General features: G+C 61.7%; 7 protein-coding genes. 3 read left to right on the top strand and 4 right to left on the bottom strand.

The genetic code is table 11. The features are described 5' to 3' along the window. Positions 1-220 precede the first annotated feature (220 nt). The 3 genes from DRB19_RS24355 (at position 221) to mazG (ending at position 2,475) form a co-directional block, all read left to right on the top strand. Positions 221-565, top strand: a complete 345-nt coding sequence (locus DRB19_RS24355; protein WP_114188609.1) for a DUF4186 domain-containing protein — start codon at positions 221-223, stop codon at positions 563-565. A 93-nt stretch (positions 566-658) separates the two neighbouring features. Beyond that, entirely contained in the window at positions 659-1,555 is an 897-nt protein-coding gene (locus DRB19_RS24350; protein ID WP_114188608.1) for a DMT family transporter, read from the top strand. A gap of 74 nt (positions 1,556-1,629) precedes the next feature. Next, positions 1,630-2,475, top strand: coding sequence for a nucleoside triphosphate pyrophosphohydrolase (gene mazG, locus DRB19_RS24345; RefSeq protein WP_114188607.1), 846 nt, complete (start codon positions 1,630-1,632; stop codon positions 2,473-2,475). Here the strand turns inward: mazG and hflX are convergent. From hflX to DRB19_RS24325, 4 genes are all read right to left on the bottom strand, one after another. Then, entirely contained in the window at positions 2,470-3,870 is a 1,401-nt protein-coding gene (hflX, locus tag DRB19_RS24340; RefSeq protein ID WP_114188606.1) for a GTPase HflX, read from the bottom strand. The two genes, mazG and hflX, sit on opposite strands and share 6 nt — an antisense overlap. Position 3,871: 1 nt before the next feature. Continuing rightward, positions 3,872-4,126, bottom strand: coding sequence for an RNA chaperone Hfq (gene hfq, locus DRB19_RS24335; RefSeq protein ID WP_114188605.1), 255 nt, complete (start codon positions 4,124-4,126; stop codon positions 3,872-3,874). A 178-nt stretch (positions 4,127-4,304) separates the two neighbouring features. Beyond that, positions 4,305-5,675, bottom strand: a complete 1,371-nt coding sequence (gene ntrX, locus DRB19_RS24330) for a nitrogen assimilation response regulator NtrX (RefSeq protein ID WP_114188604.1) — start codon at positions 5,673-5,675, stop codon at positions 4,305-4,307. Continuing rightward, positions 5,672-7,921: a sensor histidine kinase NtrY-like gene (locus DRB19_RS24325; protein ID WP_114188613.1), complete on the bottom strand. Its 2,250-nt coding sequence runs from the start codon at positions 7,919-7,921 to the stop codon at positions 5,672-5,674. Before DRB19_RS24325 ends, ntrX begins: the two co-directional genes overlap by 4 nt. Positions 7,922-7,928 lie beyond the last annotated feature (7 nt).

The raw sequence follows: 7,928 nt of genomic DNA, 5'->3' as shown, positions 1-7,928 counted from the left end.
GTCATACGGCACGTCCTCCTACAGCCCCGAAAAGCAGGAGAGTGCCATTTGAACTTTGCAGAGGGGTGTCATCTCTATATTGCGCTTACACGATATATAGGTGGCTGAAGTCCCCTCCGCCTCTCCCATGGCCTTGGGCATTGCCTCCAGCCGTTGAGTTAGCGGATATGGTTGGCCATTGATTCAGTCGAACGAGAAGCTGGACTGTCTGATGAGAGATATGGGTCAGCTATTCGCCGCCTTGTCCAAGTCGACTTTTCGCCAGCGCTTCCACCTGCGGGCTCAGGAGCGCAGCTATCTCACGGGCAAAGGTCTCCCAGCCGTCTTGGAACATGCCCGGGATTTCGTCGACAGGCGGCTGGCTCCGGCGAACCCGGCCAATGACGGAAAGCAGACGCCGTTTCGTGGGCACCCTGTCTTCATCGCCCAACATGCGACTGGCACATGCTGCCGTTCCTGTCTCGAGAAGTGGCATGGGATCCAGCTGGGATTTCCCTTGAGCGCTGCCGAGAAGACCTATGTCGTTGGCATCCTAGAGCGTTGGATCCGAGAGGAAACCACCTGAGCAACGCCCTGCCCGGCCGGCTTTGTCAAAAAACATGCCAGCCCCGCGTCAGCTGCCGGTTGATCGCCTGGCTCGATTGCTCTTAATCGTGACATGACCCTTCGGGACTTCTTGATTGTGCTCCTGGTTTGCGCGACCTGGGCCGCACACACCATCATCGCCAAGCTTGTCGTGTCGGGCATGGAGATCCCGCCGCTGTTCTACGCAGCCGTGCGTTTTGGCATCGTGGCGCTCGCAGCGGCTCCTTGGCTTTTCCCGGTTCCAAGACCCCGCTGGCGCGTCCTGGTGGTTGGATTCTTAATGGGCGGCGGCGGTTTTGCGCTGTTCTTTCTCGGGATCAAGACGGCCACACCTTCAAGCGCCGCGATCGTCAGCCAGCTCGGGCTGCCGATTACAACGCTTCTGTCGGTAGCTATGCTCGGAGAGCGGATTGAGTGGAGGCGGGGGCTCGGTATCGTCCTTACCTTCCTTGGCGGAATGCTGGTGATGTGGGATCCAAGTGAAGGGTTTGCGGTGTCGGGCGGTCTCGTGTTGATTCTCGCCTCGGCCGCTGCGGGCTCCATTGCGGCCGTGATGATGAAGCAGATCGAAGGCGCACGGCCCCTGAAGCTCCAAGCATGGGTCGGCCTCACCTCGGTGGTGCCGCTCATCATTCTGTCGGCCGGTTTCGAGACAAATCAGATGAACCTCGCCATGCAGGCCGGCTGGCCGTTCCTGGCGGCTGTCCTGTTTTCTGCCCTTATCGTATCCCTTATTGCCCACACGCTCTATTATGGCCTGATCCAGAAATACCCGGCAAACCTGATCGCGCCGCTCATCGTGCTGAATCCGCTGATGACGGTGGCGCTCGGGATCCTTATCACGGGCGACCATTTCGACCTTCGAACCGGGCTGGGGACAGCCATCGCGCTTTGCGGGGTGCTGATCATCACGTTGCGGCGCAATTACGTCATGCCCCTCGCCTCCCTGGTCTGGGACCGGTTTCGCTAAGCCGAAAGATCACGCTTGCGTCCAGGCGGCGTGGGTCACATGTTCAGCCCTCCGACACCATCATGGGTTCGCGGATGAAGCCTTCCTCCGACATCACGCGGCTCCTGGAAATCATGGCCGCGCTTCGTAATCCCAACACGGGCTGCCCCTGGGATCAGGAACAGGATTTCGCGTCCATCACACCCTACACCCTGGAGGAAGCCTACGAGGTGGTGGATGCCATCGAGCGCGGCGACTTCACCGACCTCAAGGACGAGTTGGGAGACCTTCTCCTCCAGGTCGTTTTTCATGCTCAAATGGCTGCCGAGAAAGGCCTTTTCGCTTTCCCCGACGTGGTTGAGGCAATCACCCGAAAACTCATCCGCCGGCACCCGCACGTGTTTGGCGAGGCGCAGGATCTTTCGCCCGCGGAGGTGAAAGCCCTGTGGGACGAGATCAAGCAGGAGGAAAAAGCCGAGCGACGCCTGTCACGCGAGAAACTTGGCCTCCCGACCGATGATCAGCAGACAGGGTTTCTAGACGGCATTCCTCCGGCGCTCCCGGCGCTGACCAGAGCCCAAAAGCTCACCACCAAGGCCGCGAAGGTGGGCTTCGACTGGCCGGAAACCGCCCAGGTGATCGATAAGATTCACGAGGAATTGGAAGAGGTTAAGGACGCCTCTTCGTCAGGCGAAAAAGACAGGATCGAAGACGAAATCGGTGATCTATTGTTTTCGGTCACGAACCTCGCTCGACACTACGGGATCGATCCAGAGGCAGCTCTTCGCCGTACGAACTCGAAGTTCGAGAGGCGCTTTCGGTCTGTCGAGAGCGCACTCCAGCGGCAGGAGAAATCCCTGGAAGGTGCTAGCCTCGACGAGATGGAGCGGCTGTGGGTCGAGGCCAAGCTCGCAGAACGAAAGCCTGGCTCCCCGTCATAGCACCCGGGCGTTCGGAAAGCGGTTGAGGAAGCGGGGCTCCTTCCCCTGACTGAGGCGCACCTGGAGGATCGTGCGCCCGCTTTCGAGGGTCTGGCGCTCGAGGATTTCCGTGTTCTCGTGCAGCCATGCGAGGCCCTGCCCATCCTCCGGCGCCACATCGACCTCATAGGTGAGCCTTCCAGACGCAAGATGCTCCTGGATGGTCGAGAGAAGTTCAGGCAGCCCCTCCCCGGTCAGGGCCGAGATCAGGATGGGCCGTGTCTCCTCGTCCGCGCGGGTTGACGCTGCTGCGAGCCGTTGACGATCCTCATCGGAGAGAAGATCAGCCTTGTTCCACACCTCGATGATGCGTCGCGTGTCGTTTGGATCAATGCCGAGCTCTCGCAGGACGACGGCGACATCACCCGCCTGGGCTTCGGTTTCCCCATGGGAAACATCGCGCACATGGAGAAGAATGTCGGCCTCCACCACGTCTTCCAGGGTCGCCCGGAACGCGGCTACCAGCATGGTCGGCAGATCCGAGATGAAGCCCACCGTGTCGGATAGGATCGCCTTTTCGCCGTGCGGCAAATCGATTGCACGCGACGTTGGGTCGAGGGTCGCGAAGAGAAGGTTCTCGGCGAACACTTCGGCGGAGGTCATGCGGTTGAAAAGAGTGGACTTGCCCGCGTTGGTGTATCCGACAAGCGCTACGATCGGGTAAGGCACCCTCCTCCGGCTCTGCCGGTGCAGGGAACGCGTCTTGACCACCGTCTCAAGCTCTCGCTCGATCCTCGTCATCCGGTCTTGGATGAGCCGCCGGTCGGCCTCGATCTGAGTCTCACCTGGGCCGCCAAGGAAGCCGAACCCGCCCCGTTGCCGCTCAAGGTGCGTCCAGGACCGGACAAGCCGCCCTTTCTGATAGGACAGATGCGCGAGCTCGACCTGAAGGGTGCCCTCCTTGGTCCGTGCGCGGCGTCCAAAAATTTCGAGGATCAGGCCCGTTCGGTCGATGACTTTCGCGCCCCAGGCCTTTTCCAGGTTCCGTTGCTGCACGGGGCTCAGCGCGCAATCCATGATGACGAGCCCGACCTCCTCGGCTCGGACCAATGCCGCTACTTCGTCGACCTTGCCGCTGCCGATGTAAGTGGCGGGCCGGGGCGACGCGAGAGGCGTAATCAGTGCTCGCACGACGTGGAGATCGATGGCGGCGGCAAGGCCTGCTGCTTCGTCGAGACGGGCTTCGGGCGGGCGTGGATTTGAGGCATCCAGCTCCTCGACCGGCCCTGAAGGCGCCCGCCGCCTGCGAGTCAGGTAAGGGCCGATGACAAGCGTGTTCGTGCCAGCCGCAACCTCTTTCTCAGGTTCGGCAAGCTGTGCGAGGCGGTGTTCCCCCGGGGTGCGCGGTTCGGTCAAATCAAGCCTTTTCGCCGGCCTCGTCAATCTGGTCAAACAATTGCACGGGCTGTCCTGGCATGATCGTAGAGATAGCATGCTTGTAGACGAGCTGGGAGTGCCCATCTCTGCGCAAAAGCACACAGAAATTGTCGAACCAGGTGACGACGCCCTGAAGCTTCACGCCGTTGACCAGAAAGATCGTCAGGGGGATTTTGTTCTTCCGGACATAATTGAGAAAGGTGTCCTGGAGATTCTGCGCGCGATCGCCCGCCATTGAGTTTGCCTCGCCAACCCCTTCGCCGCCGGTCTTGGCTATGGGGCCGCCTCTCTTGGTTGTCCGCTTTCGTGCGGTCGGTGACCGGCTCACTTATTACAGGGCGAAGATTACCGTTACGCAAGGGGGGGCATGGCCGTTATACCCCCTCCGAGTATTTTTTCCGTGGATCGTTGCCCTAGCCGCCGATTCCTAGTGATTTCAACTTCCGGTGGAGCGCGGAGCGTTCCATACCGATAAACTCGGCCGTTCGCGAGATATTCCCGCTGAAACGGGCGATTTGGGCCAGAAGATATTCCCGCTCGAAGATTTCTCGCGCCTCCCTCAGAGGTAGGCTCATCAACTTTTCGCCGCCGGATCCGCCGGGAGTGGTCGGAACCAGCGTCCCAATCTCCGACGGCAACATGTCCGCCGTGATCGCCGCATCAGGGTCGCCCGTGCTGAGAATCATCAGCCGTTCGACGTTGTTGCGCAGTTGGCGCACATTGCCGGGCCAGTCATGCGACTGGAGCACCGCCATGGCGTCTTCGGCGATCTTGCGCCTGGGGAGGCCCGAGGCCGCCGAAATCTGGTCCATGAAGAAATCGATCAGCTCGGGCACATCCTCCCGCCGTTCCGCCAGTGACGGAACCCGGATCGGGATGACGCCCAGTCTGTGGAAAAGGTCTTCGCGGAAGCGTCCCGCAGCAATTTCCGCAGGCAGATCGCGGCTCGACGACGAAATGATGCGAACGTCCACATGAACGCGGGTGGTGCCACCGACCCGCTGGAAGTTCTGGTCGACCAGCACCCGCAGGATCCGGTTCTGAGTTTCCCGGGGCATGTCGGCGATTTCATCCATGTAGAGGGTGCCGCCATGGGCCTCCTCGAGCGCGCCGACCCGGCGTCCGCGTCCGTCGTCGGCCTCCACGCCGAACAGCTCGGCCTCCATGTTCTCCGGCGTAATCGTGGCGGCGGAAACAACAATGAACGGCCCGTTCGCCCGTGTGGACAGACGGTGGATCGTCCGTGCGGTCAATTCCTTGCCGGACCCGGGAGCGCCCGTGACCATGATGCGGGCGTTGGTGGGCGCCGCCCGCTCGACGGCCTGCCTCAGCTGGTTGACCACGATCGACTTGCCGGCGATCCGACTGGCCTGGACCGAGCGCGTCCGCAGATCCCGAACCTCGCGCTTGAGGCGAGACGCTTCCAACGCACGTTCGGCGACAAGGACGAGCCTATCGGCCTTGAAGGGCTTCTCGATGAAGTCGTAGGCGCCAGACTTGATGGCAGAGACCGCCGTCTCGACATTTCCGTGCCCGGAGATCATCACCACCGGCAGGTCGGGATGATGAGCCTTGACGAGATCGAGCACCTGAAGGCCATCGAGCTTGCTGCCCTGTAGCCAGATGTCGAGAAACACCAAGTGTGGACGCCGCGCTTCGATGGACGCTAAAGCCTCGTCGGACGTACCGGCCGTGCGGGTGCGATGACCCTCATCTTCGAGAATGCCGGCCACAAGTTCGCGAATGTCGACCTCATCGTCGACCACAAGGATATCAGCACTCATAGCCCAGCCCTGTGCCCTTCGGTTCGCCCAGCGGCGACGGATGTCTCTTCAGCTGCGGCAGGTTTGGTCTTCGGTATCCACATACGGACCTGCCCCCCGCGTCCAGTCGGATTATCGACAAGCTCCATGCCTCCGCCATGCTCCTCCAATATCTTGCTCACGATGGGAAGCCCCAGCCCGGTGCCCCCCTCGCGGGTCGTCATATAGGGCTCCAGCAGACGCTGCCTTCCTTCCGCAGGGAAACCCTTGCCGTTGTCGGTCACGGCCAAAATCAGGTACTCAGGGTGCGTATCATCGAGCACGACGGAAATCTCCCCCGGCCCCCGCTCCTCCTCCGGTACGGCCGCGATCGCTTCCGTGGCGTTCTTCACGATGTTCGTGACGGCCTGTGAAAGAAGGCGGCGGTCGAACGGAGCGATGACGGGCCCGTCCGGCATCTTGTCCCTGAACTGGATCTCGGGATGCGCAATCCGCATCATGAAGACCACTTGCCGGATTGTTTCCGCAAGGTCTTCGCTGCCGATTGTCGGCTTCGGCATGCGCGCGAACGACGAGAACTCATCGACCATCCGCTTGATGTCGTCGACCTGCCTGACGATGGTGTCGGTGCACTGGTCGAAGACCTCACGGTCGGTTGTGATGACCTTTCCGTATTTCCGGCGAATGCGCTCGGCCGAAAGCTGGATCGGCGTGAGCGGATTCTTGATCTCATGGGCAATGCGCCGGGCAACGTCGGCCCAGGCGGAAGTACGTTGAGCTGAAACCAGATCGGTGATGTCATCGAGAGTGATGACGAGATCCCTGTCCTCGCTGCGCGCCTGTTCGCTTGTGACGCGCACGTTGATGGTCCGCTCCTTGCCTCGGCGGGTAACCTCGATCTGCCGCTGCATCAGGCGCTGTCGGGCATTCCGCATTTCCTCGACAAGCTCAGCGACTTCGGGCAGCACAACGGCAATCGAGCGGCCAAGAAGATCCTCCCTGGGCGTTGCGAGGAGCGCTTCGGTCGAAGGATTGACGATGGTAATCGACCCGTGCGCGTCGATGCCGATGACGCCTGCCGATACTCCGGCCAGCACCGCCTCCGTGAAGCGCCTGCGGCGGTCCATGAGGTCGCTCGCCGCCGTGAGGCTGTCATGCTGGTGCCGCAGCTCCGACGTCATTTTGTTGAACGTCTCGCCGAGGTGACCCAGATCCCCCTCGCCTCGCCGAACCGGTACCTGAACGTAGAAATTCCCCGTCGCAACCTGGTCGGTTGCATGGATGAGGCGGCGGATCGGTGCGACAAGGCGGTTCGCGAAGTTCAATCCGAACCAGATGGCCGACAGAAGGACGATCAGGGCGATCAGGGTGAACATGGACGCGAAGGCGATCTGTATGCCCGATTTCTTCTGGTCGAGAGCCTCGTAGAACGCGATTCCGGCCTCCGCCACGGGGGGGAACTCGACCGCGCGCGGATCAACCTCGCGGGCCACGTACAGGACACGCCCGCCATGCGCCTCCAGGGTTAGGATCGAACGGAAGATGTTGCCGGTTCTCGGAAAAAGGCACAGAGCGTCGCTGCTGTTGGCGTCCCGAAGATCGGCAGGGGTCGGCTGAGGCATTCCCTCGATCGCCTTCACCTCGACCTTCTCGACCACCGTGCCATCCGGCTCGACAATCATCGCAAGCGGAAAACCCAGGAAGACCGCGCGCGACTGCAGGAAGTCCCTGAACACCTTGCGGTCCGCGTCATAGAGGACCTTCGCGCGGTTGAGGTCGGCGGCCATGAGCTGCGTTTCACGCGCAAGGGTCCGGCACTGCATCTCACGATAGGAGCGCGCAATCTCCACCGTATTGGTCATGAGCTCCTTGATCGATCCCGTGAACCAGGGGTCCAGGCCGCGCTCCAGCGTAACAGTCGCCACCGCGGCAACCAGAATCGCGGGCAGCACCGCCACCAGACTGAAAAGACCGACGATCCGGACATGAAGACCGGCCGCCGCCGCTCCCGCACGCCTCTCCCGCACAAGCCTGCGCGCCTGCCATGCGACGATGCCCAGCAGCAGCAGGATGAGTGCGCCGTTCAGGACGAACACCCACATGACGACGTTGTGGGTTGGAAGGATAGGGGTCGCGCCGGACAGCACCAGGAACGTCGTCAGCGCTGACGCCAGCGCCGCCAGAACCGCAATGGGCCCGAGCCAGCCGAGACTGCGCTGCGCCGGATCGGCCGCTTGACGCTGTGCTTGTATGTGCTGGCTGGTCAAAAGCTGG

Source organism: Microvirga aerophila (assembly GCF_003332305.1).
GTDB classification, from domain to species: Bacteria; Pseudomonadota; Alphaproteobacteria; order Rhizobiales; family Beijerinckiaceae; genus Microvirga; species Microvirga aerophila.
The sequence above is the reverse complement of the archived record's forward strand: the minus strand, read 5'-3'. Positions and strand labels throughout refer to the sequence as shown.